Below are 26465 nucleotides of genomic sequence, written 5' to 3' on the forward strand. Positions count from 1 at the left end.
AAGATGGTTTATCCCAGCAACGCTTCGACGAACTCTTCGGCATCGAACGGTTGCAGATCCTCGATCTGCTCGCCGACACCGATGAAATAGACGGGAATCGGCCGCGTGCGCGCAATGGCCGCCAGCACGCCGCCCTTGGCGGTTCCGTCCAGCTTGGTCACCACCAGGCCGGTGAGGTTCAATGCATCGTCGAAAGCCTTCACCTGCGTCAGTGCGTTCTGGCCGGTATTGCCGTCGATGACCAGCAGTACTTCGTGCGGCGCTTCCGGCATGGCCTTGGCGATCACGCGCTTGACCTTCTTCAGTTCTTCCATCAGGTGCAGCTGCGTCGGCAGGCGGCCGGCGGTATCGACCATGACGACATCGATCCTGCGCGCCTGCGCCGATTGCACGGCATCGAAGGCGACCGCGGCCGGGTCGCCCGATTCCTGCGCGATCACGGTGATGTTGTTGCGCTGGCCCCAGACGGCCAGTTGCTCGCGCGCGGCGGCGCGGAAGGTGTCGCCGGCGGCCAGAAGCACCGATTGCCGATGCGTCTGCATGTGTTTGGCGAGCTTGCCGATGGTCGTCGTCTTGCCGGCGCCGTTGACGCCGGCGATCATCATCACCAGCGGCTGCTGGCGGCCCAGCACCAGCGACTTCTGCAGTGGCGACAGCATCTCGACCAGCAGTTCGCGCAGTGCCGATTTGACCTGTGTGGCTTCGGTCAGCCGTTCGTTCTTCACCTTGCGTTTCAGCGTATCCAGCAGGAACTGTGTGGCGTCGACGCCTGCGTCGGACATCAGCAGCGCCGTTTCCAGTTCGTCGTACAGATCGTCGTCGATCTTGGTGCCGACGAACAGCGTGCTCAGATTGGACGAAGTTTTCGACAGGCCCGCCTTCAGCCGTGCCATCCACGAACGCTTCTGCTCGACCGGTGTTTCAGCCGGGACGATTTCTTCAACCGCATCCTCGATCGCGGCCGGAGCGGACGTTTCTAGGGATGTTTCTACGGGCGTTTCCGCGATGTTTTCTACGGCCTCTTCCGCAACTTCTTCGATCGGCGATACGTCGGGCGCGCTCGCAGGCTGTGGCGCAACGGGTTCCTCGGGGCGCGGTTTTTTCTTGAAGAAACTAAACATCGGGAATGGGGTCAGAGCAGCGTTTGGAGGCGGCCTGCCGCATCAATGCGGGCCGCGGATACAATCGCCGTATTCTATCAGAGCAAAAAAATCATGAAATCCAACATTGCGAACATCGCAGCCACCGCAAACGTAGCGAATATCGGCAGGCTGCTGGCCGCGACGACGCTGGTGCTGGCATCCGCCTGGGCTGTGGCCCAGCAGACGCCGCCACAGCCGGCAGTCGAAGATGCAACGCCGGCTGCCGCAAAAGCGACTGCGCAGACAGTCGCCCGTATTTCCGAACTGACGCTGAAGAACGGCATGCGCATCATCGTCAACGAAGATCACCGCGCGCCGACGGTGGCGCACATGGTCTGGTATCGCGTCGGCTCGATCGACGAGCGCAACGGCACGACCGGCGTCGCGCACGCGCTGGAACACATGATGTTCAAGGGCACGAAAAAGCTGAAGCCGGGCGAATTCAGCCGTCGCGTCGCCCAGCTCGGCGGGCGCGAGAACGCGTTCACCAGCAAGGATTACACCGCCTACTTCCAGCAGATCGAAAAATCGCGGCTGGAAAAGGTGATGGCGCTGGAAGCCGACCGCATGCGCAATCTGGTGGTCGACAAGAACGAATTCGCCAAGGAAATCCGCGTCATCATGGAAGAGCGCCGCCTGCGTACCGACGACCAGCCGATCGCGCTGGTGCATGAGGCGCTGAACGCGACCGCATTCGCCGTCGCGCCGTACCGCAATCCGGTGATCGGCTGGATGGACGATCTGCAGTACCTGACGGCGGAAGACGTGCGCGACTGGTATGCGCAGTGGTACGCGCCGAACAATGCGACGATGGTCGTCTCCGGCGACGTCGATCCGAAGCATGTATTCAAGCTGGCGCAGAAATATTTCGGCAAGTACGAGCCGATGGCGCTGGTGCGCACGCGGCCGCAGAACGAGCCGCCGCAGACCGGGCCCAAGCGCGTCGTCGTCAAGGCACCAGCCGAGAATCCCTATGTCGTACTCGGCTTCAAGGTGCCGGCATTGCATGATGTGGACAAGGATGACGACGCGTTGGCGCTCGAAGTGCTGTCCGCCGTGCTGGACGGCTATGACAATGCGCGGTTGACCGCAAAACTGGTGCGTACTGATCGTGTCGCCAACGAGGTTGGCGCCTCGTATTCCGGCATTGCACGCGGCCCCGTGCTGTTCATGCTGGATGGTGTGCCGACGGCAGGCACGACGACTGAACAGCTGGAAAAACTGTTGCGCGCTGAGGTGGAACGCATTGCGCGCGACGGCGTGTCGGAAGAAGAACTGAAACGTGTGAAAACGCAATTGATCGCCAGCCAGATCTACAAGCGCGATTCGGTGTTCGGCCAGGCGATGGAAATCGGCGTGATGGAAATGTCCGGTCTGTCGTACAAGGACATCGACCGCCTGATCGAGCGCCTGCGTGCCGTCACGCCGCAGCAGGTGCAGGCGGTGGCGCAGAAGTATTTCGGCGACGATGCGCTGACGGTGGCGACGCTGGTGCCGCTGCCGCCGGACCGGAACAAGCCGGCGCCGGCAGCCTTGCCGGCCGATATGGTGCGATGAATGTTGCCGACGAATGTTCCCAATGAACGCTGCGTTGATCGCAGCCATCCCGCTTTCAACGCAACCAACACAACCAACGGAACCCAACAGAATACAGATCCGGAGTCATCATGCTTAGATTGATCGCAGGTGCCATGTTGTACGCCGCATGCAGCCTGTCACACGCTGCCCTGAACATCCAGTCGTGGACGCTGGACAATGGCGCGCGCGTGCTGTTCGTCGAGAACCACACGATCCCGATGCTGGATGTCAGCATCGATTTCGATGCCGGCGATCGTCGCGATCCGGCCGGCAAATCCGGTGTGGCTGCGCTGACGAACGCAATGCTGGCGCGCGGTGTGCATCAGGGCACGTCCGCCGCCGAGCCGGCGCTGAACGAGGCGCAGATTTCCGACGGCTTTGCCGACATCGCAGCACAGCGCGGCAACCGCATCGAAGGCGATCGCGCCGGCCTCACGCTCCGCACGTTGACCACCGAACGCGATGCCGCGATCGCGTTGCTGTCGCGTGTACTGGCCCAGCCGAGTTTTCCTGCCGATTTGCTGGAGCGCGACAAGGCGCGCACCATCGCAGCGATTCGCGAAAGCCTGACCAAGCCGGAGGTGATCGCTGCCCGTGCCTTCGACAAACTGCTGTACGGCAGCCATCCGTATGGCGACAATCCCAGCCCCGAATCGATAGGCGCCGTGACGCGCGATGATCTCGCGGCTTTCTATGCGAAGTACTATGTCGCTAACCGCGCTGTCATCGCGATGATCGGCGATGTCACGCGCGCCGATGCCGACCGCATTGCGAGCCAGCTGACGGCTCATCTGCCGCAGGGCGCGCCGTTGCCGGATCTGCCGCCGGTCACGATCACGGCCGGCAGCGAGCAGCGCATCGCGCACAATTCGGCGCAGGCGCATATCCTGATCGGCGAGCCGGCGCTGACGCGGCATGACCCGGACTATTTCGCGCTGATGGTCGGCAACTACACCTTGGGCGGTGGCGGCTTCGTGTCGCGTCTGATGAATCAGGTACGCGAGAAGCGCGGTCTGGCCTACGGCGTCTACAGTTATTTCGAACCGCTGGCCCAGCCTGGACCGTTCCAGATCGGCTTGCAGACGAAGAGCGATCAGGCCGATGAAGCGCTGAAGGTCGTGCGCGAAACGGTTGCCGGTTTCCTGCATGATGGGCCGACCGAGACGGAACTGGCGGCAGCCAAGGACAACCTGATCGGTGGTTTCGCGCTACGGCTGGACAGCAACCGCAAGCTGCTGGAAAACGTCGCGATGATCGGCTTCTACGGCCTGCCGCTCGATTATCTCGATACCTGGACCGACAAGGTTTCGCGCGTCACCGCCGCGCAAATACGCGATGCGTTCAAGCGCAAGCTGCAGATGGATAAATTGTCGACGGTCGTCGTCGGTGCGGCGCCGGCATCCGCACCTTGAACACAAGCCGCGATGCCATGACACGCTGGCGCGGATCGCCCGCGATCCCTACAATGCGCTTCTTTGCAATGCGTCGCACCGTGTCATGGCCAAATCGTCTCCCGTGAAAAAATCGCCGCCCCGTTCGGGGCCGCATCAGGTCCGCATCATCGGCGGTCAGTGGAAACGCACGCCGCTGGCGGTGCTGGACGCCGAAGGCTTGCGGCCGACGCCGGATCGCGTGCGCGAGACGGTCTTCAACTGGATCAATCACCTGATCGACGGCGGTTGGAACGGCCTGCGCTGTCTGGATGCCTTTGCCGGCACCGGCGTGCTGGGTTTCGAAGCAGCCAGCCGCGGTGCCGCCGAGGTCGTGATGGTCGAAACGCAGGCGCAAGCCGTACGCCAGATCGAAACGATCAGGGACAAGCTGCGTGCCGAACAGGTACGCATCCTGCGCAGTGATGCCATATCGACAATGCAGTCCTTGCAGCGCAACGGCGCGCAATTCAACCTGATCTTCCTCGATCCGCCATATCACCGCGACTGGCTGGCGCGCAGTCTGCCGTTGTGCGTGCCGCTGCTGCGTTCGGGCGGCCTGGTCTATGTCGAATCCGAGATGCCGCTGGCTTCCGAAACGCCGCCGGAATGGCTGCAGGGATGGCGGATCGTGCGGGCCGACAGCGCCGGCATGGTCTACTACCATTTGCTTCAGCCTGAAAAAGAGGCCGAAGTTCAGGCATAATTCGCTTTCTGTTCAGTTGCGGCACCCCTTTTGTCGTGCCGCGCCATGTATCAGCCAGGGCAAAGACGTCCTTGCCGCGCTTGCGGCACCTGCGCCTTCATGCGCGCATGACAAGCCACCGTACGGGAGCCAATATGGTCACAGCTGTTTATCCGGGAACCTTCGATCCACTGACGCGCGGTCATGAAGACCTCGTGCGTCGCGCGTCGGGATTGTTCGACAAGCTGATCGTCGGCGTCGCCGACAGCCGCAACAAGAAACCGTTCTTCACGCTGGAAGAACGCCTGACGATTTCCAACGAAGTGCTCGGCCATTATCCGAATGTCCACGTCGAGAGCTTCTCGGGACTGCTGAAGGATTTCGTGCGTCGCCACGACGCGCGCGTGATCGTGCGCGGCCTGCGCGCCGTATCCGACTTCGAATACGAATTCCAGATGGCCGGCATGAACCGTTATCTGCTGCCGGACGTGGAAACGCTGTTCCTGACACCGTCCGATCAATATCAGTTCATCTCCGGCACCATCGTGCGCGAGATTGCGAACTTGGGCGGCGATGTTTCCAAGTTCGTGTTTCCATCGGTCGATCGCTGGCTGAAGGAAAAGATCGCTTCACAGAAGAAGTAGGAAGAAGTGATCGGCAGCAGCAAAATGCGGCGAAGCATAGAATGGTGACATCGATGTTCGAATGGGGTGCTGCATCATGGCACTAATGATTACAGAGACGTTGGCCGGGGTTTCGCAAAGCATTGCTTTGCGCCGGGCAGCGCGGCAAACGCCCACAGGCGTTTGTTGTATTCGTCGGAACGGAGGTTGCGCATCATGGCGCTGATGATCACCGACGAATGCATCAACTGCGACGTCTGCGAGCCGGAGTGCCCGAACGACGCGATCTCGATGGGCTTGGAAATCTACGAGATCGATCCGCACAAGTGTACCGAGTGCGTTGGCCATTTCGATGAGCCGCAGTGCCAGCAGGTTTGCCCGGTCGAATGCATTCCCTTCAATCCTGCCTGGCGCGAGACGAAGGAAGAATTGCAGGCCAAGTACGAACATCTGCAGGCTGAAGCGAAAACCGCTTCCTGAAAAATCAAAGGGACCGTTTGGTCCCTTTTTCATTTCTGCACCCAAAACGATCGTTGATCATTGATCGCGTCATACGGCACTGACGACGCGATTGCGCCCATCCTTCTTCGCGCGGTACAGCGCTTCATCGGCACTTGCCAGCAACTGCTGCGCGACGGCCGCCGCGTCGTCGGTGCGTTCGATGCTGTCCAATGTCGCCACACCGATCGAAACGGTCGCAACCAACTCCTCGCCGGTACTCAACTGCAAGGGCGTGCCGTTGACGCTGCCGCGTATGCGTTCGGCGACGGCCAGTGCGGCATCGTGCGGCGCATCGATCAGCAGCACGACGAATTCCTCCCCGCCGAAACGACCCAGCGCATCGCTCAGCCGCAGCTCGGCCTTGATGCGCGCAGCGACGGCGCACAACACTTCGTCGCCGCCCTGGTGGCCGTAACTATCGTTGACCTTCTTGAAGTGATCCAGATCGATGTACATCGCCGACAGCGCGTGGCCGTGGCGCCGTGTGCGGCCGACTTCTTCCAGCAGGCGGCGTTCGACATAACGCCGGTTGTTCACGCCGGTCAGCGGATCGGTCAGACCGATGTGCTGCAGCCGTTCGTTGTTGATGACGTTCTCGATGCAGATCGCGACGATGGAGGCGCGATGCTGCAGGATGTCGCTGCCGAGGCTGGCAGTGAAGCGTGATGCATCCAGGCTGCCCAGGCTCAGCCAGCCGATCAGGCTGTTGCGGCGAATCAGCGGCAGCACGGCGACGCTGGTCGGCTTCAACACCGAATCGGGAAACATGCGGCGATGCGTCAGTGTGTTGTACGGACCGAGCGCCGCGCGCCGCGCCGGATGATCGGGATCGTGTACGCCGTTCTGCTGTTCGACGAAGATCAGGTTCGGGTAATCGCTGACGTCGATGCGCAGGTCGGTCAGGATGCGTCGGATTTCGGCTTCCGGATCGATCAGCGTCAGTGTCACGACGTCGAGTTCCGACGCTTCGGTTAGCGTGTCGAACACGCTGTCGATCAGTTCCTGGAAGGTATTGGCGCCGATGAACTTCAGGTCGAGTTCCTGGTAGCGCTGCATGATCTGCTGGTTGCGATGCGCTTCCTTCAGCAGCAGCTGAAGCTGGCTGCGCAACTGCGAATTTTCGGAAACCAGCGGGTTTGTCATGGAGGAGAGCCGACTGCGGCGGCGCGGAATCGCGCAAGCGAACAGTCTACCCGGATGATTTCTGGTGGGCAACTTGCAAACGGCGATGATGCACTGAAGTTGACGGAAATACGACGCAGTAGGCCGCCAGATATATCAACAAATGTAAACGGTTCTTCAGAAAGCCAGTTCGATTTCGACCGGTTGGCCGACGCGCAGAATACGGCCTTCGCCTTCCAGCAGGATTGTGTTGATGCCGAAGGTGACGCGGTCTTCCACGCGCGGATTGGCGCGGTAGGTCTGCAGGATATCCAGCGGATCGGGTCCGAATTCGCCGGTGGCCTGGTCGATCGACGGCATCGGGCAGCGCGGGCAGGGTTTGACCGGCTTCAACAGCGCTTCGCCGATGCGGTAGGACTCCGCATATTCCTCCTCGAACGGCGGAATGTCGCCCAGCACGATGTTCGGACGGAAGCGGTTCATCGGCAGCGCCTCGCGTCCCTGCGTCACCAGTTTTTGGTTCAGGTCATTCAGCGAGCCGGTGCCGATCACCAGCATCGGGAAACCGTCGGCGAAGAAGGTCGGCACTTCCGCGCCGTCCGTCCATTTCGTGCTGGCGATACGTTTTGCCTGTGGGTGGAAGCGTACCAGCCGGCACGGTGTGCCGACGGCGTTCGAGAACCATGCCGCAGTCGTTTCGTCGCAATCGTAGGCGTCGACTTCGTCGTTCCATACGCGCACCCGCAGCAGGCGTTCGTCGTCCGGATGCGGCAGGTCGAGCGGAATATCCAGCCGCAGCATGCCGGGCGCCTTCACCTCCAGCACGTCGCCGCGGATGCGCGGCACGATCAGTGCCATCTTCGGGAAGTCGCGCTGCGTCAGCATTTCGCCATCTGCATCGACCACCATCCATTCGCGATCGTAGATGCGCTCGTGCATCAGCCCGGCAGGCGTCAGTGTCGCTTCGCGCAGTGTGATGCCGGCGCAGGATTTGATCGGATACAGGTTCAGTTCGGCGAGGATGGGCATGGCAGTCGGGGTAGGGGAGCCGCGCCCGCAGGCACGGCGAAGGTCAGGAAAAATCAGGATGGCAATCGTGACGGTTGTGATGAAAACAGGAAATTCGGTCAGGCGACTTTCTTGCGCAACGGCGGCGCCATGAATTCGGGGCCGACTGGATCGGTGATGTGTTCGGCCAATAGCGCATCGATATCGGACAGGTCCTGTGCATTCAGCTTCCAGCCGAACACGTCGGCGATGCCGTTCAACTGGTCAGGACGGCGTGCACCCCACAGCGCAATCGTCGGCCCCTGATCCAGCACCCAGCGGATCGCCAGCGCCAGCACCGATTTGCCGTGGCGTTCACGTGCGAATTTTTCCAACGCGTCGACTGCCGACAGATATTGCGCAAAGCGCGGCTGCCTGAATTTCGGATCGGACTTGCGCAGATCGTCGCCGTCGAAAGTCGTGTTCGCACGCATGCGGCCGGATAGCAGGCCGCGGCACAACGCGCCGTAGGCCAGCACGATCATTTGCTTGTCGCGTGCGTATGGCAGGACGTCTGTTTCGATCGCGCGTTCGAACAGGTTGTACGGCGGCTGCACGGTCGCCAGCGGCGCAACGGACGAGAACGCATCCATCTGCGCTGGCGTGTAGTTGCTGACGCCGATCGCAAGAATCTTGCCTTCCTGCTGCAGCTTCAGCAACTCGGCGGCGGTTTCCTCGAACGGCACCTGCGTGTCCGGCCAATGCACTTGGTATAGGTCGATGCGGTCGGTACGCAGTCGGCGCAGCGAATCCTCGATTTCCTGGCGGATGCGTTCCGGCGTCGCATTGCGGCGCACACGGCCGTCGTTCCATTCGAGTGCAACCTTGGTGGCGATAACGGCCTCGTTGCGAATGCCTTCCAGCGCGCGCCCGATCACTTCTTCCGAATGGCCGAAACCATAGACCGGCGCAGTATCGATCAGGTTGATGCCCTGTTCGATCGCGCCGCGAATCGTGGCAACGGATGCTTCGTCGTCCGCGCCGCCCCACATCCAGCCGCCGATGGCCCAGGTGCCGAGGCCGACGCGGGAAACGGGAACGGGAATGTTGGCGATGCGGATGGTTTCGGTCGTCATGGAAACGTTCTAGCGAGGAAAAGTCGAGCGGCAAATATAACGCATCCAGGAAAAACGCATTGGGCGCGGTACGGCGAGGCGCGCGTGGCATACGTGCCCGCGCATTTTTACATTCCATTTACAGGCGGTAACGCTGTGTTTCGCTTCTTGATTCGCCTGTCGCACAGGCTAAGCTGGCAAGCGGCATATTGCGATGGAGGTTCCCATGTCCCGTCATTTTTTAAATCGTTTCCTCGCCAGTGTCGCGATCAGTACCGGCCTGCTGTTCGGCGGCACATCCGCATTGGCTGCTGATGCCACGATCGAACAGGTATATGCGGCTGCCGATGGCGGTCATCTGGATCGGGCGCAGCAGATGATGCGCGACGTGCTGCGCGATCATCCTACTAGCGGCAAGGCGCATTTTGTCGAAGCCGAGCTGCTCGCCAAGCAGGGCGATCTGGCAGGCGCGCGCAGCGAATTGACGAAGGCAGAACGGCTGGAGCCTGGCTTGCCGTTCGCCAAGGTGACGGCTGTGCAGGAACTGGAAGGATTGCTGAGAGCGGACAGCGTGCATGCTGCACGCGCATCGCTGGTCAGGACTTCGCATAAGACGCGGTGGGGATGGATTGCCGCTGCATTGATGGCGGTCGCGATGATGGCTTATCTGTTCCGTCGGCGTCCGCAAGCTGCCGAGGCTACGCCTTTCTATGGCTACGGTTACGGTAATGGGCCGGTCTCGCAGAACACCAATTATGGCGGCGCACCGATTGCACCCGGCGGACTCGGTTCGAATCTTTTCGGCAGCCTTGCCACTGGCGCGGTGGTCGGTGCCGGCGTGGTGGCCGGCGAAGCGTTGATGCACCGCGTGCTCGACGGCAACGGTCAATCCATGGTCACGCCGGTTCCGCCGCCAGTATGGGATGACATGCAGCAGCGTGAGCGAAACTACGATATGGGCGGTAAAGATTTTGGCTTGAACGACGAGTCGTCATGGGACGACGGTTCGGTCAGTACGCCGAATGACTGGAGTTGATTGATGGATATGCAAAACGAAAACGCCCGATCTGCATCGGGCATTTTCGTTTTCGGCGAATTGATGGTGTGGGTGTTTGTATGGGTTATGTCACCGGATGTACCAGAACTGGTTCCGTGCGATAGCGCCGCGGGAATAGCCGCTTCAGTTCATTTACCTTCGGTAGATCGTTGATGACGATATACGGATTGGACGGATGACGCGTCAGAAAGTCCTGGTGATAGTCCTCCGCAGGATAAAAGCCGGTGTAATTCTCGATGCGCGTCGCGATCGGCTGGCGGAACGATTTGGCGGCATCGAGCTGGGCGATGTAGGCCTGCGCGATGCGCTGTTGCGATGCATTCATCGGAAAGATCGCCGAACGGTATTGCGTGCCGACGTCCGGTCCCTGGCGATCGCGTTCGGTCGGATTGTGTGCCACCGAAAAGAAAATCTGCAACAGCGTGCCGTAGCTCACTTTGGATGGATCGAATGTGATCTGCACCGATTCCGCATGGCCGGTACGGCCGGTGCCGACCGTTTCATAACGTGCCGTATTCGCTGCGCCGCCGGCATAGCCGGACACCACGCGTTCTACGCCCTGCACATGCTGGAACACGCCTTGCACGCCCCAGAAACAGCCGCCGGCGAAGACGGCTGTTTCCGTTTTTGCGGTAACCGTTTCGTCCTGTATCGGTGGCGGGATAGCGACAGCTGGCTCTGCGCCTCCGAACGAATACGCGTATTGCCAGATGAAGCCGCCCGCCAGCACGGCGGCGCCCAATGCCATCCAGCGCAGCAATGAATGGTTCGTAACGGTCGAGGAAGATGTGGTTCGCATGGAATGCTCCGTGGCGGCAGTGCAATGTAAGATGTGATCAGCGGCAATGTCCGGATACGGCGATGTAAAAAACGATTCCCTAAGCTGCCGCCGCGTTGAACGTCATCGCCACGCCGTTCATGCAATAGCGCAGGCCGGTCGGACGTGGTCCGTCGTTGAACACATGGCCCAGATGTCCGCCGCAGCGGCTGCAATGGACTTCGGTGCGTTGCATGGCAAAGGATCCATCGTGCCGCGTGCCGACCGCGCCATCCAGCGGTTTCCAGAAACTCGGCCAGCCGGTGCGGCTGTCGAATTTCGTTTCCGATGAAAACAGCGCCTGTTCGCAACCGGCGCAATGGAAAATGCCCGGCCGATGTTCATCGTTCAACGGGCTGGTGTAGGCACGTTCGGTCCCTTCCTGGCGCAGCACCCGGTACTGTGCCGGCGTCAGCCGGGCGCGCCATTCTTCATCGGAATGCACGACCGCAAAAACTTCATTGCCGGAAGCTGGCGCGGCATTCGCCGTCCGCGGGGCGAGGCGTGGGGAAATCAGTGCGCCGGCCACGGCGGCAGCGATACCGCCGCCGGCAAGCAGAAACTGTCTTCTGGGTGTCATGGCATGTCTCCGAAGGCGAAAGCATTTCGATGCAGGCAGCTTAGTCCTTCGCGCATCCCGGAATCCTCACGCAATGTTAAAAATTTCGTGATAATCCCCAGCGGAAAAGCCTGCATACTTGGCGGCAAGCCCACATCTCGCTCAAACCGCATCCGCATGGACCAGCCCAAACGCATCCTCCTCGTCGAGGACGACCCGCACATCGCCGATCTGCTCGCACTGCACCTGCGCGACGAACGCTTCGAGGTCGTCCACAGCGCTGACGGCGCCGAAGGTCTGCGCCTGCTGGAACAGGGCGGTTGGGATGCGCTGGTGCTGGACGTGATGCTGCCGAATGTGGACGGCCTCGAAATCTGCCGCCGCGCCCGCGCGATGGTGCGTTACACGCCGATCATCATCATCAGCGCGCGATCCAGCGAAGTGCATCGCATCCTCGGTCTGGAACTCGGTGCCGACGACTATCTCGCCAAGCCGTTCTCGGTACTCGAACTGGTCGCGCGCGTGAAGGCGCTGCTACGTCGTACCGAAGCGCTGGAACGCAACATGCGCATGGACGCCGGCAGCCTGTCCATCGACGGCATCTTCATCGATCCGCTGGCACGCAACGCTACGCTGAACGGCCAGTTACTGGAACTCACGCCGCGCGAGTTCGATCTGCTGTACTTCTTCGCCCGCCAGCCCGGCAAGGTCTTCTCGCGGATGGAGCTGCTGGATACCGTCTGGGGCTACAACCACGAAGGCTACGAGCACACGGTCAACACGCACATCAATCGCCTGCGCGCCAAGATCGAAACCGATCCCGCGCAGCCCAGGCGCATCCTCACTGTCTGGGGCAAGGGCTACAAGTTCGTCGCCGGAGACGCCGCATGAAGCTGACGCTGACGCAGCGGCTCTCCGTCGTCTTCGCGGTACTGCTGTTGATTTGCAGCGGCACCTCGGCCTGGCTGCAACTGCGCTCCAACGCCATGCATGAACAGGAAGTGGTGCAGGGCGTCTCGCGCGGCCTGGCCGAACACATCGCCAGCCGCACGCAGCTGATGGACGAGCAGGGGCCGATGCCGGGCGCCGTGCAGCGCCTGTTCGGCCAGCTGATGATGGTGAATCCCAGCGTCGAAGTCTATCTGCTCGATACCGAAGGCCGCATCCTCGAACATGCGCTCGGCCCCGAGCCGCTGAAGCGCGATCACGTCGACCTGGCGCCGATCCGCAAGCTGCTGAACGGCGACATGCTGCCTATCCTCGGCGACGATCCGCGCAGCAGCGACGGCCGCAAGGTCTTCAGCGCCGCGCCGCTGGTCGTGAACGGCCACGACAAGGGTTACATCTACGTCGTGCTGCTTAGCGAAGCGCACGACCGCTTTGCTGCACGCGGCATCACCGATGCAGCATTGACGACGACGCTGTGGTCGATCGCACTGGTCGCGCTGCTGTGCCTGATCGCCGGCCTCGTCGCCTTCGCCTGGATCACGCGGCCGCTGAGGACGTTGACGGAAGACGTACGCGGCTTCGACATCGATGCCGAACCGGTCGTGCCGGCCGCGAAAGAAAAGAAAGCACGCCGTAACGACAACGACGAAATCGCCGTCCTCGACTCGGCATTCACGCAGATGATGGCGCGCCTTAGCGACCAATGGCGCAGATTGCGGCGGCAGGATCAGGAACGCCGCGAAATGATCGCCAACGTCTCGCACGATTTGCGCACGCCGCTTGCATCGATCCACGGCTATCTGGAAACGCTGTTGCTGAAGGATGCGTCGCTGACGCCGGAAGAACGCCGCCGCTACCTTGGCATCGTGCTCGACCAGAGCAGCAAGGTTGGCGCATTGGCGCGCTCATTGTTCGAACTGGTTCGGCTGGAGCAGGGCTTCATCCGGCTGGAGCCGGAAACATTCTCGCTGACCGATCTGGTGCAGGACGTGTTCCAGAAATTCGAACTGGCGGCGGAGACGAAGCGCATCGCGTTGAATGCAGCGTTCTTACCGAACGTGCTGCCGGTGCATGCCGATCTCGCGTTGATCGAGCGCGCGTTGACGAACCTGATCGACAACGCGATCCGCCACACGCCGGAAGGAGGAGAAGTGGAGATTGCGATCGTGCCGGATGGCGATGATGCCGTGCGTGTCACCGTGCGCGATACCGGGCCCGGTATTCCGGCGGAATTGCGTGACGGGCTGTTTGAGCGGCCGTTCAATGTCAGCGGTGCGCGGCGGGAAGGTGGATTGGGATTGCGGATTGTTTATCGGATTGTGCAACTGCATGGAAGCGTATTGCGATTGCTGGATTCGAAAGAAGGCGCAACGTTTGAATTCCAATTGCCGATAAGGAAGGAAAAGTAGGCCTCTTGAACGGAATCAATAAAAAAGCCCGGGAAGCCGGGCTTTTGTTTTTTGCTCGAAATGCTCTTAGACGTTGAACAGGAAATTCAGCACATCCCCATCCTTCACTACATATTCCTTGCCCTCGGCGCGCATCTTGCCCGCTTCCTTTGCGCCGTTCTCACCCTTGTAGGCAATGAAGTCTTCAAAAGAAATTGTCTGCGCGCGGATGAAGCCGCGTTCGAAATCGGTGTGGATGACGCCGGCTGCTTGCGGTGCGGTATCGCCGACATGGATGGTCCAGGCGCGCACTTCCTTGACGCCTGCAGTGAAGTAGCTTTGCAAACCGAGCAGCTTGAAGCCGGCACGGATCAGGCGGTCAAGACCCGGTTCTTCCATGCCCATGTCGGCAAGGAAATCGGCCTTGTCCGCATCGTCCAGATCGGCGATCTCGGATTCGATGGCGGCGCAGATGGCGACCACTGGTGCGTTCTGTGCAGCGGCGTATTCGGTCAGTTTGTCGAGCAACGGATTGTTGGTGAAGCCGGAGTCGGAGACGTTGCCGACGTACATCGCCGGCTTGGCGGTGATCAGGCACAGCGGCTTGATCAGTTCCTGTTCTTCCTTGTCCAGGCCCATTGCGCGCACCGGCTTGGCTTCGTTCAGCTGCGGCATGATGCGTTCGAGCAGCGCGACCAGCTTGGCGGAATCCTTGTCGCCAGAGCGCGCTTTCTTGTTTTCGCGGTGGATGGCTTTTTCGACGGTGCCCATGTCGGCCAGTGCGAGTTCGGTCTGGATCACTTCGATGTCGGCGATCGGATCGACCTTGCCGGCGACGTGGACGACGTTGTCGTCCTCGAAGCAGCGCACGACGTTGACGATGGCGTCGGTTTCGCGGATGTGTGCGAGGAACTGGTTGCCCAAACCTTCGCCTTTCGATGCACCGGCGACCAGGCCGGCGATGTCGACGAATTCCACCGTGGAGGGCACGATGCGTTCCGGCTTGACGATCTCGGCCAGCGCCTGCAGGCGCGGATCGGGCACTTCCACCATGCCGACGTTCGGTTCGATCGTGCAGAACGGATAGTTCTCGGCAGCGATGCCCGCTTTCGTCAAGGCGTTGAAGAGGGTGGATTTGCCGACGTTAGGCAGACCGACGATGCCGCATTTGAGACTCATGGTATGTGCTTTGCTGAGAGGGGAATCAACCCGCTATTTTACTGTAGCCGACGCCTGTCGGGGCCGAATGGCGGGAGAAGCCGGTCAAAGGGTTGTACGGCGAGCGTCGGGGCCGTGAAGCGGAAAGTGGGAACGGTTATTTCGCTTGCGTGTGCAATTGCGTCGCGGCCTTGGCGAATTCGCCTGCGCACAGCAGCGGGACGATCTTCAGGCTCTTTTCGATCGCGTCGTCAATCAGCGGCTGCTCTTCCTTGCGCGGGCGATGCAGTACGAAATCGACGACCGCTTGGTTCAAGTTCAGCGTGCGCGGATGGCCGATGCCGATGCGCAGCCGCCAGTAATCCTGCGTGCCGAGCGCAGCAGTGATGTCTTTCAGGCCGTTGTGTCCGCCGGATGAACCGCCTTTCTTCAGCTTGGCGGTGCCGGGCGGCAGGTCGAGTTCGTCGTGGGCGACGAGGATTTCATCCGGTGCGATCTTGAAGAAGCGCGCCAACGCGCTGACCGACTGGCCGGAACGGTTCATGAAGGTCTGCGGTTCCAGCAGCCAGACTTCGTTGCCGGCAATGTTCGTTTTCGCGGCCAGTGCGTTGTATTTGGCTTCGCGTACCAGATGGCAGCGGCCGATGTCGTTCGCGAGGTTGTCGACCAGCCAGAAGCCGGCGTTGTGACGGGTTTGTTCGTATTCGGCGCCGGGATTGCCGAGGCCGACGATGAGGCGGATGGACATGGTAGTGCGCAAAAGCGTGCAAAAGGAAGGATTATCGGGGATTGCGACGCACTTGGCGACTGCGGCGTTGTGCGAAACAGGAGCCGGGTGCGGCAAATGGAAACGCCGGAAATAAAAAAACCCGTCGCGAGGACGGGTTTTTTGTTCGACTGCGGAAGAATTACTTCTTCTCTGCGTCGCCTTCCGGTTGCTCGGCTGCGGCTGCTTCGTCGGAAGCTTTGCCAGCCGGGACAGCGGCGGTGGCGATCGTCGGGTTCTCGTCGCCGCCGTGCTGGACAGCCGAGACGCCTTTCGGCAGCTTGATGTCAGCCAGGTGGATCGAGTGGCCGACGTCCAGGTTCGCCAGGTCGACTTCGACGAATTCCGGCAGATCGGCCGGCAGGCAGCTGACGTCCAGTTCGGAAGTTACGTGGCTGATGATGCCGCCCGACAGTTTGACTGCCGGCGAAATTTCAGCGTTGACGAAGTGCAGCGGCACCTTGACGTGGATCTTCTGGGTTGCGTCGACGCGTTGGAAATCGACGTGCAGAACCAGTTGTTTGTAAGCGTGCATCTGGAAATCGCGCAGCAGCACTTTTTCTGCCTTGCCGTCCACTTCGAGGTCGAGGATCGACGAGTGGAACGCTTCCTTCTTCAATGCGTGGTACAGCGCATTGTGGTCGAGCGAGATGTTCAGCGGGGCAGCCGTGCCACCATAGACGATGCCAGGGGTCATGCCTGCAATGCGCTGGCGGCGGCTCGCTCCGGTCCCCAGCTCTTTGCGTGCGAATGCAACTACTTTCATGATAGAGCTCCAATAATGCAGAACAGGTTTGTATCTGTCCTGCGGTTCAATCCCCCGCGACCAGGGGATTCAGAAAAGAATGCGGCCAGAGCCGCATTCGGTTCGGATGTCCGGCCATGCCGTTTCATCCGTCGACCCGCGCCATCGGCACGGGGTAAAACATTCTTTTGCGTTGCCGTTTTAGTCGGCGAACAGCGACATGACCGAATCGCCCTTCGTGATGCGCTTGAAGGTTTCTGCCAGCAGCGGGGCGCAGGTCAGCACACGAATCTTCGGGCAGGCGCGCGCCGCTTCGGTCAGCGGAATCGTGTCGGTGACGACCAGTTCGTCCAGCGGCGACGTCGTGATGCGCTCGATCGCCGGACCGGACAGCACCGGGTGGGTGCAGTAGGCGATGACCTTCTTCGCGCCGCGTTCCTTCAATACTTCTGCAGCCTTCGTCAGCGTGCCGGCGGTATCGACCATGTCGTCCATGATCACGCAGTTGCGGCCTTCGACTTCACCGATGATGTTCATCACTTCCGACACGTTTGCCTTCGGACGGCGCTTGTCGATGATGGCCAGATCGCAGTTCAGGCGCTTTGCCAGCGCACGGGCGCGCACCACGCCGCCGACGTCCGGCGACACGACCAGCAGGTCGTCGTAGTTCTTTGCCACCAGATCGCTCAGCAGAACCGGCGATGCGTAGATGTTGTCGACCGGGATGTCGAAGAAGCCTTGAATCTGGTCGGCGTGCAGATCCATGATCAAAACGCGTTCGACGCCGGCTTCCTGCAGCATGTTGGCAACGACTTTTGCCGAAATTGCCACGCGTGCCGAACGCGGGCGGCGATCCTGACGCGCATAACCGTAGTACGGAATCGCGGCGGTGATGCGGCCGGCGGACGCGCGCTTCAATGCGTCGACCATCAGCATGATTTCCATCAGGTTGTCGTTGGTCGGCGCGCAGGTCGATTGCAGCACGAAGACGTCCTTGCCGCGCACGTTCTCGTTGATCTCGACGACGATTTCACCATCGGAGAATTTCGAGACCACGGCCTTGCCGAGCGGAATGCCGAGTTGTTCGGTAACCCCCAGTGCCAGATCCGGATTAGCGTTGCCGGTAAAAACCATCAGGTTCTCGAGTGCCATGGGGGATTCCTGCTTGCAGTGGGCTGTGTCGTGAAAAGGTTGAAGCCGCCAAAACCTGACTATGGAAAAGTCTTGTTATTGGCGGCTCGCACTTGTGCTTCTTACTCTTGGTACTGCCTGATTGAATGGCAGGGGAACAAGGATTCGAACCTTGGAATGCCGGAATCAAAATCCGGTGCCTTAACCGACTTGGCGATTCCCCTACACAACCTTTTTGTCTGCCGTCCTCTTCGCTTTGCAGCGGCGGAGCTCGTCAGACGAATCCGGTGTTACGACTGCAGCAAGTGTGCCAGCGGATGTTGCGGGAGCGCTCTGGCTTTCCAGGCTTTCCACTTGGCGGGCATGGATGCCAGCACCGCATCTGCTTGCCGTTCTTCCCTGAAGGGACAGAACACGCATGCGCCAGAGCCGGTCATCCTCGCTTCCCCGTATTGCTTCAGCCATTCGATGGCGTCGGCGACCGGCGGAAACAGCTTTGCGGCCACGACTTGCAGGTCGTTTTTTCCGAAGCCGAGAGGCGTTTCAGAAAAGTCCGTTATTTTGACGGGTTTTGTATTCCGTGTCAATTCCGTTGCGGAAAATATCTGCTGCGTCGGCACGCCCACGCCGGGCTCGATGACGACATACCAGCAATCGGGCGTTGTCACTTCGATCAATTCCTCGCCGACGCCTTCGGCAAAGGCGTTGCGGCCGAACAGGAAGAACGGCACGTCGGCGCCCAGTTGCAATCCCAGCGCCATCAGTTCGCGGCGCGACAGCCCGGTCTGCCACAGGTGATTCAGCACCAGCAGCGTGGTGGCGGCATCCGACGAGCCGCCGCCGAGTCCGCCCCCCATCGGCAGCCGCTTCTCGATGGCAATATCGGCGCCGAGCATGCTGTCGATATTGCGGTTGGGTTGCCGTTGCTGCACGGTTTGCTGCAGCAGGCGTGCGGCGCGCACGACCAAATCGCTTTCTTCCGGCACGCCGGGCAGATCGGTGGTGCGGCGGATGTGGTTATCGTCGCGCGTGGCGAAATGCAGCGTGTCGCCGTGGTCGATCAACTGGAAAACGGTTTGCAGCAGGTGATAGCCATCGGCGCGCCGGCCGGTCACGTGCAGGAACAGGTTCAGCTTGGCTGGCGCGGGGCAGTCGTTCAGTGCGGGCATGGAATGTGATGGATAAGCGCGATCGGATCAGCGCGTCTGCCAGTTGTCGATGACGATGCGGATGGAAACGTCGCCGGCCTGTTCCGTCTCCCGTGCGAGGTCGATGCGCCGCGGGTGGCTGTCAGCCGGATCGCTGTCGTCCCAACTGACGTAATGCAGGCGCCAGCCATCGCTGGTGGTGACGCTATCGGCGCTCGGAGAGGCGACGAAGCGCTTGCCGTTTTCGTCCGTGGCGTATCCCTGCAGCCAGTCGCGCAGGCCGGCAACGGGCAGCGGCCAACCTAGCGATTGCGCGGCCAATGCATCGACGTCGGATGCGGTGCGCGGTGCCTTGCCGGATTCCGTCAGCGTGGCGCTGCCGGGTTCTACGGTGATCGTGGCCAGCGTCTGGCCGAGCGGCGACAGTAGCGTGATGGCATTGCGTTGCGCGGTCTGGCGCCAGGTGAAGCTGCCGTGCAGGGATTCATCCTGATTGTTGCGCTGGTACTGGACCGACAGGCGACCGTCCAGATTGAGCGTGTCGCGATAACGGTGCGGTGTCGTCGTCTGCGTAGTCTGTGCCGACGTGTCGGTATCGGCACGCGGCGCAAGTTCCGCGCAACCCGTCATCAGCAGTACCGACAGCGCGAGCATGGCGGCGCCGGAAGGCGATTGCAGGCGGAGAAAAGTCGTCATTGGCATCGAGTCGATCGGTAATTGGTAATAGTGAAAAAGCGGCGGTCATCCGTCATTCGGTTGCCGCCTGCATGGTGTCGGCGCGCGATTGCACGCTACGGATCGATTACAGGTCGACGCGCAGGCGTGCCAGTGTGCTTTTCAGCAGATCGTTCAGCGGATCTTTCTGACTGGCGTCGCGCCAGAATTGCTGGGCGGCTTCCTTGTCGCCCCTGGTCCACAGCACTTCGCCCAGATGCACGCCGATCTCGATGTCTGGCCGGATCGCGTAGGCGCGGCGCAGATAGTCTTCGGCCTGCTGCAGATTGCCGAGGCGGAATTCCACCCAGCCCATGCTGTCGAGGATGAAAGGATCTTCCGGTGCCAGTTGCAGCGCCTTCTCGATCAGCGAATATGCCTCCTGCAGGCGGACGTTGCGGTCAGCCAGCGAATAGCCGAGGGCATTGTAGGCATGCTGGTTCTGCGGCGCGAGCTGGATGACCTTGCGCAGCAGCGTTTCCATCAAGTCCATGCGATCGGCTTTTTCCGCCAGCATCGCGTAGTCGTACAGCAGGCTCGTATCCTGCGGGAAGCGTTTTTCGCCGGCGGCCATCACGGCCAGCGCTTCCTGCATGCGGCCGGCATCGCGCAGCAGTTGCGCTTCGACGACGATGACCTGTATCTGTTCGCGTTGCCCTTCAGGCGACAGATGCGCCAGCAGATTGCGCGCGCTGTCCAGATCGCCGCTTTCCGCCATGATCTGCGCGCTGCGCAACTGCGCTTCCATGTAGGCCGGGCCGGGGTCGACCTGCGACAGCCATTTCAGCGCGCCCTGGTAATCCTTGCGATCCTCGGCGATCTGCGCCAGGATCAGCAGCGCCTGTGCCGGGTCGCGCGTTTCGTCCGGCGTTTTTTCCAGCTGCGCCAGATAGGCGGTCAGATATTTCTCGGTCATTGCGCGGTCGTTCATCTGCGCGCCGAGGATGCCCATTGCATACAGGATGGTCAGGTCATCCGGTTTTTCCTGCAGTAGCGTGTCGAGTTGCTTGTGCGCGGCATCGTACTGCTTGTCGTCGATCAGCAGCTTGGCGTAGGCGATGCGTATGTCGCGTGCCTTCGGATGGGTTTCGAGATACGAAGACAGGTATTGCAGCGCATCGTCGCGATTGGTCATCGCCTGCGCCACCATCAGCGCGGCGATTTCGAGATCGGGCTTGATCTTCAGCGCCTGTTCGGCTTCGAGGCGGGCGCGCACCGGTTCCTGATTGGCATAGGCGCTCTGCGCCAGCGCCAGATGGCTTTCGACCAGTTCCGGATAGGGCTCGACCAGTTCCTCCAGCAGCGCAAACGCGGCTTCCTTGTCGCGCGAATTGGCGAGCAGGCGCTGTACCTGCAGGATCATCAGGCCGCGTGCCTGCGGCCGTACTTCCTTCAGGCGTGCGGCGAGAATGGGTTTGGCTTCGTCCAGATTGTTGCCCAGCACGGACAGGCCCAGATAGAACTGGTCGGCCTCGTCGGAATTCGGTGCCAGTTCGCGCCACAGGCGGACGGCGGACAGCGCTTCGTTGGGACGCTTGGCGCTCAATGCGATTTCGGCGGCGCGATGCGCAAGACGCGGATCGCGCGTCTGTTGCGCGGTCGTCATCATCGTCACATAGCCGAGTTGCCAGTCGCCGCGCTGCAGCGCGAATTCGCCACGCAGAATCTTGTACATCAATTCGTCGGTCAGTTCGACCGACGGCAGGCCGGTTTCTTCCTTGTCGCCATCGTCCTTGCCGGCGGCTGGTTGCGCGCTATCCGGTTGCGCCGGATTCGGCGGCGCATCGTGGCCTTGGGCGGCAGCGGCGGGGACGGAGAGAAAGGCGGACAGCGTTACAATGACGAGTGCATTTTTCAATTGAAGAAGCCCAGACTGATAGCAGATTTTCCATTCTACGCTGAACCGCCTGGCGATGCGTATTGCACGTACGCGGTGGCGTGTGCTGCACGGTCGAGATTCATGCGTCGCTATCGTTTTTCATTTTTTCCAGAGTTACGTTCCCATGCCCGAATTGCCAGAAGTCGAAGTCACGCGCCGCGGGGTTGCCCCGCACCTGGAAGGGCGAATGGTCGGCAGCGTGACGCTGCGCCATACGGGCTTGCGCTGGCCGTTTCCGCAGGAGCTGCCGCGCATCCTTGCCGGCCGCACGGTGCGCGGCACGGGGCGTCGCGGAAAGTATCTGCTGGTGCGTTTCGATCACGGTACGCTGATCATCCATCTCGGCATGTCCGGCCATATCCGCATCCTGCCGCAGGACGTGCCGCCGCAGAAGCATGACCATTTCGACATGCAGATCGGCGCCCAGGTGCTGCGGTTGACCGATCCGCGCCGTTTCGGTGCCGTGCTGTGGCATGCGGCGGAGGATGGCGACGTCGAGAACCATCTGCTGTTGCGCACGCTGGGCGTGGAACCGCTGGAAGAAAAATTCACCGCACAGTTGCTGCACAGGCAGACGCGTGGCCGTACGGCCGCGATCAAGCAGGTGTTGCTGGCCGGCGACATCGTGGTCGGCGTCGGCAACATCTATGCGTCGGAAAGCCTGTTCCGCGCGCGTATCAATCCGAAGACGCCGGCGCACCGCATCAGCCTGGCGCGTTACGAAAGGCTGGCGCAGGCGATTCGCGAAGTGCTGGCCGAAGCCATCGCGCAGGGCGGCAGCACGCTGAAGGATTTCATTTCGGTCAACGGCCAGTCCGGTTATTTTCAGCAAAGCTATTTCGTCTATGCGCGCACCGGCGAACCTTGCCGGATTTGCAATGCGCCGATACGCCAGTTGGTGCAGGGGCAGCGTTCGACCTTTTATTGCGCAAATTGTCAAAAATGACGGCCGGTGCTAGTGTCCCGTTACTACGGATTACGGATCGACGAACTTGGTCGCGTCGGTAGGTGGCAGGCGGCAATGGCGGGACGATAACGACACAACGACAGCAATAAACGACGATAACAATAACGGCAATGTGCCGCTGGAAGCGAGGTCCATGTGAGCAATCTGGTGCAGAAATTTCAGGAATACGGCAGCTGGCGCGATAACGTGCGGCAGGCGCTCGAACGTTATCGCGATTGCATGCAGGAATTCGAGCTGTCCGATGCCGCCAGCGAGCAGCGTATTCAGCATGCGTTGACGCGCCTGAACGAGGACAAACTGTCGATCGCCTTCGTCGCCGAATTTTCTCGCGGCAAATCAGAACTGATCAACGCGATCTTTTTCGCCGATTACGGCCAGCGCATTCTGCCGACTTCGGCAGGCCGTACGACGATGTGCCCGACCGAACTGCTGTACGACGAAACCTTCCCGCCGTCGATTCGCCTGCTGCCGATCGAGACGCGCGCCGAATCGCAATCGACCAGCGATTACAAATCGCAAAGCCAGGTGTGGACCGTGCTGCCGCTGGATACCGCCAGCGGCGACGGCATGCTGGAAGCCTTCAAGCAAGTCGGCCTGACCAAGCGTGTGCCGGTCGCGGAAGCGGTGCAGTACGGCCTGTACGACGAAGACGATTCCGACATGGCGCTGGCAGTCGACGAGGACGGCACCGTCGAAATCTCGCGCTGGCGGCATGCGATCGTCAACTTTCCGCACCCGCTGTTGAAACAGGGCTTGGTGATCGTCGATACGCCGGGGCTGAACGCGATCGGCACTGAACCGGAGCTGACGCTGAACCTGATTCCGAACGCGCATGCGGTGTTGTTCATCCTCGCCGCTGATACCGGCGTGACGAAGAGCGACATCGAAATCTGGCGCGATCACATCGGCGGCACGGGCGCAGGCCGCCTCGTCGTGCTGAACAAGATCGACAGCATGTGGGACGAGTTGCGTACCGAAGACGAGGTCGAACGCCAGATCGCGATGCAGGTCGCAAGTGTGGCGCAGACGCTGGAACTGACCGAGCGCCAGATCTTCCCGGTCTCCGCGCAGAAGGGGCTGGTCGGCAAGATCAACGGCGACGCGCCTCTGTTGGAAAAGAGCCGGCTGCCGGTTCTGGAAAATGCCTTGTCGAGCCGTTTGATTCCAGCCAAGCAGGACATCATCCGTTCGCAGTTGCTATCTGAAGTCGCCGAGCTGGCCGCATCCGGCCATGCGCTGCTGTCGTCGCGTTCACGCAATGTCGTCGAACAGCTGATGGAACTGAAGAGCCTGCGCGGCAAGAACCAGAACATCCTCGAACACATGATGAAGCGCATCGACATGGAGAAGCGCGAGTTCGACGGCAGCCTGTTCAAGCTGCAGGCGACGCGCGCGGTGTTCGCGCGGCTGTCGACCGAGGTGTTCACCAGCCTCGGCATGGGCGTGTTGAAGCAGAACGTGCGCACCACGCGCGATGCGATGGAAAACAGCAAATTTACCGCCGGCCTGCGCCAGGCCGTGCGTGAATTCTTCGAGCAAGTGCAGGACAGTCTGAAGCAGTCGTCGCAGAAGACCGAAGAAATTGGCGAGATGATGTCGGTCATGTACCGCAAGTTCTCGACTGAGCACGGGCTTGCGCTGGCGACGCCGATGCCATTCACGCTGGAAAAATACATGAAGGAAGTTGCAATGATCGAGCGGCTGTATCACAAGCAGTTCGGTGCGGCGGCCGTGTTGACGACGCCGCAAGTCGTGCTGATGCAGAAGTTCTTCGATTCGATCGCATCGCGCGTCAAGCAGACGCTGCTGCAGGCGAACCGCGACGTCGAAGCCTGGTTGAAGGTCGTGATGGCGCCGCTGGAGGCGCAGATCGGCGAGCACAAGCTGCAACTGAAGCGCCGCAAGAAATCGATCGAGAAAATCCATCTCGCCACCGACAGTCTGGAAGAAAAACTGCTGTCGTTCGAACAGATGCAGATGGACATGGACATGCAGCGCGCGCAACTGACGCGGCTGGAAAACGACCTGAAGGCAGCCGTTTCGGCGCCGCTTGGTACGATGAGGGCTGCGGCGTAGATGAAACGTGTTGTAGAGCGGGAAGACTCGGCTGCATCGTCTTCCCGTAAGCAGGTCAAAAAGACTTCAGACGTTGTCGCACACGAGGCCGATCCGGGATTTTCCCGCGATGTGATCGACTGGCAGAAACGCCATGGCCGCCACGCGCTGCCGTGGCAGAACACGCGCGACGCCTATCGCGTCTGGCTGTCCGAAATCATGCTGCAGCAGACGCAGGTCTCGGCGGTCATTCCCTACTATCTGCGCTTTCTCCAGACTTTTCCCACCGTGCAGTCGCTGGCCGCTGCGCCATCCGAACAGGTGATGGCGCACTGGGCCGGACTTGGCTATTACTCGCGTGCGCGCAATCTGCACAAGTGCGCGCAGACGGTGGTCGCCGAATATGGCGGCGTCTTCCCGCACGCCCCGACCTTGCTGGAGCAATTGCCCGGCATCGGCCGTTCGACGGCGGCGGCGATTGCTGCGTTTTCCTACGGTGCGCGTGCGGCCATTCTGGACGGTAACGTCAAGCGCGTGTTCGCACGTGTATTCGGCATTGATCGTTTCCCCGGCGAGAAGGCGGTGGAAAACGATCTGTGGCAGCGCGCATCCGTATTGCTGCCCGAACAGGACATCGAATCCTATACGCAGGGTTTGATGGATCTCGGCGCGACGCTTTGCACGCGCAGCAGTCCCGCTTGCCAGCGCTGTCCGCTTGCGCATCGCTGCGTGGCGTACGCAACGGGGCGCACGGCAGAACTGCCGGTGCGCAAGCCAAAGCAGAAAGTGCCGGAAAAGGAAACGGCGATGCTGGTGATATGCCACGAAGACCGCGTGCTGCTGGAACAGCGGCCCGACAGCGGCATCTGGGGTGGATTGCTGTCGCTGCCGGAAGTGCCGGCGGATGAACAGGAAATCGATGCCGACCATGCGGTCGCAGCGTTCGGCACGGTGGCGCAGCTGCAGAAGCTGGCGCCGTTCTCACACGTCTTCACGCATTTCAAGCTGCACGTTTCTCCCTGGCGCATCGATCTCGCAAGGCGTTTGCCTGGCGTTGCGGAAGGCAGTCATGTCTGGCTGCCGGTGAGAGATGTGGCAAATGCGCCGTTGCCGGCGCCGGTCAAGAAACTGCTGCTGGCGGTGTTCGCTGCCGAGCCTGATCTATTGTCGTGAGATGCCGGTTATCAGCTGGCACAGTCAGATGATGCGGTGTTGCAGCAGGTATTGATGGATGATTTCCAGCCGGTCTTGCGGGTCGGGTAATTCCAGCAGTTTCTGCCGCGCCTTCAGCGGAATCGGCAGCACTTCGCTCCAGCGGTTGGCAACCCAGCCGGCGTCGTCCAGCCGCAGAACCGGTGGAAAGGGATCGTCGAAATCTTCGTCTGTTTCTTCGTCCCCTTCTTCATTTATTTCTTCGTTGATTTCCTCACCTGCTTTTGCGTTCTCACCGCTGCGCAGGTCGTTGATGACCAACCCCAGCGTTGCGGCACAGGCTTCGTGCTTCTGCGTGACGGTGGATGGCGCGTCGGGCGCGATCAATTCGATGCGCGCTTCCAGATGTTGATCCTTGTGTATGCGTGTTTCGATGATGCGGAAACGTTGCCCGCCTTGCGTGCGCAGCATCAGCAGCCCTAGCTGTTCTGCATCCCATTCGATGATGTGCGCCAAGCAGCCGACATCTTCCGGTTCGGCGGCAGCGCCGACTTCCTTGCCTGAACGGATCAGCACGGCGCCGAACGGAATTTCGCGGCGCATGCAATCGCGCACCATGTCGATGTAGCGGGTTTCGAAAACCCGCAGCGGCAGAATCCCGTCGGGAAACAGCACGGCGTGCAGGGGAAACAACGGCAGCCAGGTTGGGATGTCAGGCATGGCAGGCGGAAAATTGGACGGCTTGCGGCGATATGCTGCATCGCGCCGGACGAAAATGCCGGCACAGGGCCGGCATGT

The 26465-nt window shown here is 60.9% G+C and carries 25 protein-coding genes and 1 tRNA gene; 11 read left to right on the forward strand and 15 right to left on the reverse strand.

Annotation, left to right across the window (positions count from 1 at the left end):
- Positions 1-8: 8 nt before the first annotated feature.
- On the reverse strand, positions 9-1121 hold the full coding sequence (ftsY, locus tag ACO1VH_RS10810; RefSeq protein WP_486244471.1) for a signal recognition particle-docking protein FtsY: 1113 nt from the start codon (positions 1119-1121) through the stop codon (positions 9-11).
- Between the two features lie 93 nt (positions 1122-1214).
- On the opposite strand from ftsY, the gene ACO1VH_RS10815 reads away from it, so the two are divergent.
- From ACO1VH_RS10815 to ACO1VH_RS10835, 5 genes are all read left to right on the forward strand, one after another.
- Complete coding sequence (locus ACO1VH_RS10815; protein WP_486244472.1) at positions 1215-2699, forward strand: M16 family metallopeptidase; 1485 nt, start codon at positions 1215-1217, stop codon at positions 2697-2699.
- Between the two features lie 110 nt (positions 2700-2809).
- Positions 2810-4132, forward strand: coding sequence for a M16 family metallopeptidase (locus ACO1VH_RS10820; RefSeq protein ID WP_486244473.1), 1323 nt, complete (start codon positions 2810-2812; stop codon positions 4130-4132).
- Positions 4133-4217: 85 nt separating this feature from the next.
- Positions 4218-4856 carry a 16S rRNA (guanine(966)-N(2))-methyltransferase RsmD gene (gene rsmD / locus ACO1VH_RS10825; RefSeq protein WP_486244474.1) on the forward strand — a complete coding sequence of 213 codons (639 nt, stop codon included), beginning with the start codon at positions 4218-4220 and terminating at the stop codon, positions 4854-4856.
- A gap of 134 nt (positions 4857-4990) precedes the next feature.
- Positions 4991-5479 (forward strand): pantetheine-phosphate adenylyltransferase, encoded by a 489-nt coding sequence (gene coaD / locus ACO1VH_RS10830; protein ID WP_188419782.1) that lies wholly within the window; start codon positions 4991-4993, stop codon positions 5477-5479.
- A 195-nt stretch (positions 5480-5674) separates the two neighbouring features.
- Positions 5675-5938 (forward strand): YfhL family 4Fe-4S dicluster ferredoxin, encoded by a 264-nt coding sequence (locus tag ACO1VH_RS10835; RefSeq protein ID WP_188419781.1) that lies wholly within the window; start codon positions 5675-5677, stop codon positions 5936-5938.
- 69 nt (positions 5939-6007) lie between these two features.
- On the opposite strand, the gene ACO1VH_RS10840 is transcribed toward ACO1VH_RS10835, so the two are convergent.
- From ACO1VH_RS10840 to ACO1VH_RS10850, 3 genes are all read right to left on the reverse strand, one after another.
- Positions 6008-7102, reverse strand: a complete 1095-nt coding sequence (locus ACO1VH_RS10840) for a DUF484 family protein (RefSeq protein ID WP_486244475.1) — start codon at positions 7100-7102, stop codon at positions 6008-6010.
- 156 nt (positions 7103-7258) lie between these two features.
- Positions 7259-8110: an MOSC domain-containing protein gene (locus tag ACO1VH_RS10845; RefSeq protein WP_486244476.1), complete on the reverse strand. Its 852-nt coding sequence runs from the start codon at positions 8108-8110 to the stop codon at positions 7259-7261.
- A 98-nt stretch (positions 8111-8208) separates the two neighbouring features.
- Complete coding sequence (locus ACO1VH_RS10850; protein WP_486244477.1) at positions 8209-9204, reverse strand: aldo/keto reductase; 996 nt, start codon at positions 9202-9204, stop codon at positions 8209-8211.
- A gap of 205 nt (positions 9205-9409) precedes the next feature.
- Between ACO1VH_RS10850 and ACO1VH_RS10855 the strand changes: the two genes are divergently transcribed.
- Complete coding sequence (locus ACO1VH_RS10855) at positions 9410-10219, forward strand: tetratricopeptide repeat protein (protein ID WP_486244478.1); 810 nt, start codon at positions 9410-9412, stop codon at positions 10217-10219.
- 85 nt (positions 10220-10304) lie between these two features.
- Here ACO1VH_RS10855 and msrA read toward each other — a convergent pair whose 3' ends face one another.
- Together msrA and msrB are read right to left on the reverse strand one after the other, a co-directional pair.
- A complete protein-coding gene (msrA, locus tag ACO1VH_RS10860; protein ID WP_486244479.1) occupies positions 10305-11039 on the reverse strand; it encodes a peptide-methionine (S)-S-oxide reductase MsrA in 735 nt (244 codons plus the stop codon).
- A gap of 79 nt (positions 11040-11118) precedes the next feature.
- The gene (msrB, locus tag ACO1VH_RS10865) at positions 11119-11637 is read right to left on the reverse strand and encodes a peptide-methionine (R)-S-oxide reductase MsrB (protein ID WP_486244480.1); all 519 of its coding nucleotides are present in this window, start codon (positions 11635-11637) and stop codon (positions 11119-11121) included.
- A 156-nt stretch (positions 11638-11793) separates the two neighbouring features.
- Between msrB and ACO1VH_RS10870 the strand changes: the two genes are divergently transcribed.
- Together ACO1VH_RS10870 and ACO1VH_RS10875 are read left to right on the forward strand one after the other, a co-directional pair.
- Complete coding sequence (locus ACO1VH_RS10870; RefSeq protein ID WP_486244481.1) at positions 11794-12507, forward strand: response regulator transcription factor; 714 nt, start codon at positions 11794-11796, stop codon at positions 12505-12507.
- Entirely contained in the window at positions 12504-13973 is a 1470-nt protein-coding gene (locus ACO1VH_RS10875; RefSeq protein ID WP_486244482.1) for a sensor histidine kinase, read from the forward strand. Before ACO1VH_RS10870 ends, ACO1VH_RS10875 begins: the two co-directional genes overlap by 4 nt.
- Positions 13974-14039: 66 nt before the next feature.
- Here ACO1VH_RS10875 and ychF read toward each other — a convergent pair whose 3' ends face one another.
- The 8 genes from ychF to ACO1VH_RS10915 form a co-directional block, all read right to left on the reverse strand.
- Positions 14040-15131 carry a redox-regulated ATPase YchF gene (gene ychF / locus ACO1VH_RS10880; RefSeq protein WP_486244483.1) on the reverse strand — a complete coding sequence of 364 codons (1092 nt, stop codon included), beginning with the start codon at positions 15129-15131 and terminating at the stop codon, positions 14040-14042.
- Positions 15132-15267: 136 nt separating this feature from the next.
- Positions 15268-15858 carry an aminoacyl-tRNA hydrolase gene (gene pth / locus ACO1VH_RS10885; protein WP_486244484.1) on the reverse strand — a complete coding sequence of 197 codons (591 nt, stop codon included), beginning with the start codon at positions 15856-15858 and terminating at the stop codon, positions 15268-15270.
- A gap of 160 nt (positions 15859-16018) precedes the next feature.
- Entirely contained in the window at positions 16019-16642 is a 624-nt protein-coding gene (locus ACO1VH_RS10890) for a 50S ribosomal protein L25/general stress protein Ctc (RefSeq protein ID WP_486244485.1), read from the reverse strand.
- A gap of 180 nt (positions 16643-16822) precedes the next feature.
- Positions 16823-17773, reverse strand: coding sequence for a ribose-phosphate pyrophosphokinase (locus ACO1VH_RS10895; RefSeq protein WP_486244486.1), 951 nt, complete (start codon positions 17771-17773; stop codon positions 16823-16825).
- Between the two features lie 126 nt (positions 17774-17899).
- Positions 17900-17976: transfer RNA gene (locus ACO1VH_RS10900), tRNA-Gln, on the reverse strand.
- Positions 17977-18042: 66 nt separating this feature from the next.
- Positions 18043-18921 (reverse strand): 4-(cytidine 5'-diphospho)-2-C-methyl-D-erythritol kinase, encoded by an 879-nt coding sequence (gene ispE / locus ACO1VH_RS10905; RefSeq protein ID WP_486244487.1) that lies wholly within the window; start codon positions 18919-18921, stop codon positions 18043-18045.
- 27 nt (positions 18922-18948) lie between these two features.
- On the reverse strand, positions 18949-19596 hold the full coding sequence (gene lolB / locus ACO1VH_RS10910; protein ID WP_486244488.1) for a lipoprotein insertase outer membrane protein LolB: 648 nt from the start codon (positions 19594-19596) through the stop codon (positions 18949-18951).
- A gap of 106 nt (positions 19597-19702) precedes the next feature.
- Positions 19703-21472, reverse strand: coding sequence for a tetratricopeptide repeat protein (locus tag ACO1VH_RS10915; RefSeq protein WP_486244489.1), 1770 nt, complete (start codon positions 21470-21472; stop codon positions 19703-19705).
- Between the two features lie 145 nt (positions 21473-21617).
- Between ACO1VH_RS10915 and mutM the strand changes: the two genes are divergently transcribed.
- The 3 genes from mutM (at position 21618) to mutY (ending at position 25688) form a co-directional block, all read left to right on the forward strand.
- Positions 21618-22439 (forward strand): bifunctional DNA-formamidopyrimidine glycosylase/DNA-(apurinic or apyrimidinic site) lyase, encoded by an 822-nt coding sequence (gene mutM, locus ACO1VH_RS10920; protein ID WP_486244490.1) that lies wholly within the window; start codon positions 21618-21620, stop codon positions 22437-22439.
- Positions 22440-22595: 156 nt separating this feature from the next.
- Positions 22596-24536, forward strand: coding sequence for a dynamin family protein (locus ACO1VH_RS10925; RefSeq protein WP_486244491.1), 1941 nt, complete (start codon positions 22596-22598; stop codon positions 24534-24536).
- A complete protein-coding gene (gene mutY / locus ACO1VH_RS10930) occupies positions 24537-25688 on the forward strand; it encodes an A/G-specific adenine glycosylase (RefSeq protein WP_486244492.1) in 1152 nt (383 codons plus the stop codon).
- Between the two features lie 24 nt (positions 25689-25712).
- Here the strand turns inward: mutY and ACO1VH_RS10935 are convergent, their stop codons facing one another.
- Positions 25713-26387, reverse strand: a complete 675-nt coding sequence (locus ACO1VH_RS10935) for an LON peptidase substrate-binding domain-containing protein (RefSeq protein ID WP_486244493.1) — start codon at positions 26385-26387, stop codon at positions 25713-25715.
- Positions 26388-26465 lie beyond the last annotated feature (78 nt).

This window comes from Oxalicibacterium sp. (genome assembly GCF_057353965.1).

Excerpts from the sequence above, each read along its gene's own strand:
- ftsY (WP_486244471.1), bottom strand. The coding sequence starts at position 1,121 with ATGTTTAGTTTCTTCAAGAAAAAACCGCGCCCCGAGGAACCCGTTGCG.
- ACO1VH_RS10815 (WP_486244472.1), top strand. The coding sequence starts at position 1,215 with ATGAAATCCAACATTGCGAACATCGCAGCCACCGCAAACGTAGCGAAT.
- ACO1VH_RS10820 (WP_486244473.1), top strand. The coding sequence starts at position 2,810 with ATGCTTAGATTGATCGCAGGTGCCATGTTGTACGCCGCATGCAGCCTG.
- rsmD (WP_486244474.1), top strand. The coding sequence starts at position 4,218 with ATGGCCAAATCGTCTCCCGTGAAAAAATCGCCGCCCCGTTCGGGGCCG.
- coaD (WP_188419782.1), top strand. The coding sequence starts at position 4,991 with ATGGTCACAGCTGTTTATCCGGGAACCTTCGATCCACTGACGCGCGGT.
- ACO1VH_RS10835 (WP_188419781.1), top strand. The coding sequence starts at position 5,675 with ATGGCGCTGATGATCACCGACGAATGCATCAACTGCGACGTCTGCGAG.
- ACO1VH_RS10840 (WP_486244475.1), bottom strand. The coding sequence starts at position 7,102 with ATGACAAACCCGCTGGTTTCCGAAAATTCGCAGTTGCGCAGCCAGCTT.
- ACO1VH_RS10845 (WP_486244476.1), bottom strand. The coding sequence starts at position 8,110 with ATGCCCATCCTCGCCGAACTGAACCTGTATCCGATCAAATCCTGCGCC.
- ACO1VH_RS10850 (WP_486244477.1), bottom strand. The coding sequence starts at position 9,204 with ATGACGACCGAAACCATCCGCATCGCCAACATTCCCGTTCCCGTTTCC.
- ACO1VH_RS10855 (WP_486244478.1), top strand. The coding sequence starts at position 9,410 with ATGTCCCGTCATTTTTTAAATCGTTTCCTCGCCAGTGTCGCGATCAGT.
- msrA (WP_486244479.1), bottom strand. The coding sequence starts at position 11,039 with ATGCGAACCACATCTTCCTCGACCGTTACGAACCATTCATTGCTGCGC.
- msrB (WP_486244480.1), bottom strand. The coding sequence starts at position 11,637 with ATGACACCCAGAAGACAGTTTCTGCTTGCCGGCGGCGGTATCGCTGCC.
- ACO1VH_RS10870 (WP_486244481.1), top strand. The coding sequence starts at position 11,794 with ATGGACCAGCCCAAACGCATCCTCCTCGTCGAGGACGACCCGCACATC.
- ACO1VH_RS10875 (WP_486244482.1), top strand. The coding sequence starts at position 12,504 with ATGAAGCTGACGCTGACGCAGCGGCTCTCCGTCGTCTTCGCGGTACTG.
- ychF (WP_486244483.1), bottom strand. The coding sequence starts at position 15,131 with ATGAGTCTCAAATGCGGCATCGTCGGTCTGCCTAACGTCGGCAAATCC.
- pth (WP_486244484.1), bottom strand. The coding sequence starts at position 15,858 with ATGTCCATCCGCCTCATCGTCGGCCTCGGCAATCCCGGCGCCGAATAC.
- ACO1VH_RS10890 (WP_486244485.1), bottom strand. The coding sequence starts at position 16,642 with ATGAAAGTAGTTGCATTCGCACGCAAAGAGCTGGGGACCGGAGCGAGC.
- ACO1VH_RS10895 (WP_486244486.1), bottom strand. The coding sequence starts at position 17,773 with ATGGCACTCGAGAACCTGATGGTTTTTACCGGCAACGCTAATCCGGAT.
- ispE (WP_486244487.1), bottom strand. The coding sequence starts at position 18,921 with ATGCCCGCACTGAACGACTGCCCCGCGCCAGCCAAGCTGAACCTGTTC.
- lolB (WP_486244488.1), bottom strand. The coding sequence starts at position 19,596 with ATGACGACTTTTCTCCGCCTGCAATCGCCTTCCGGCGCCGCCATGCTC.
- mutM (WP_486244490.1), top strand. The coding sequence starts at position 21,618 with ATGCCCGAATTGCCAGAAGTCGAAGTCACGCGCCGCGGGGTTGCCCCG.
- mutY (WP_486244492.1), top strand. The coding sequence starts at position 24,537 with ATGAAACGTGTTGTAGAGCGGGAAGACTCGGCTGCATCGTCTTCCCGT.
- ACO1VH_RS10935 (WP_486244493.1), bottom strand. The coding sequence starts at position 26,387 with ATGCCTGACATCCCAACCTGGCTGCCGTTGTTTCCCCTGCACGCCGTG.